The organism is Brevibacterium sp. SIMBA_078 (assembly GCF_046534565.1).
Classification (GTDB): domain Bacteria; phylum Actinomycetota; class Actinomycetes; order Actinomycetales; family Brevibacteriaceae; genus Brevibacterium.
On record NZ_JAWRYQ010000538.1, the window covers coordinates 1 to 240 of the forward strand.

At 49.2% G+C, this 240-nt stretch carries 1 protein-coding gene; it reads left to right on the forward strand.

Annotation, left to right across the window (positions count from 1 at the left end; all coding sequences use genetic code 11):
* On the forward strand, positions 1–240 hold a 240-nt coding region (locus SB749_RS20700), incomplete at both ends, for a TonB-dependent receptor domain-containing protein (protein WP_410711972.1).

Sequence of the window (240 nt, forward strand, 5' to 3'; positions counted from 1 at the left end):
GGTGATCAGGAATCAGAGGTTGGTGGTCCTTTCGAGCCGGAACAGTCGGATATTAAGGAGTTGGGCGCCCGTTGGTCATTGGTTAACGACAGTATTCGTGTCAGCACAGCGGTTTACGAAATTAACCGTGAAAATATTTTGCAGGCAACTGGTGAAGTCAGCGAAGACGGTCGCAATGTTTTAGGCAACGTAGGCAAAGTGCGCAGCCGTGGATTTGAAATTGATGTGCTGGGCGACATT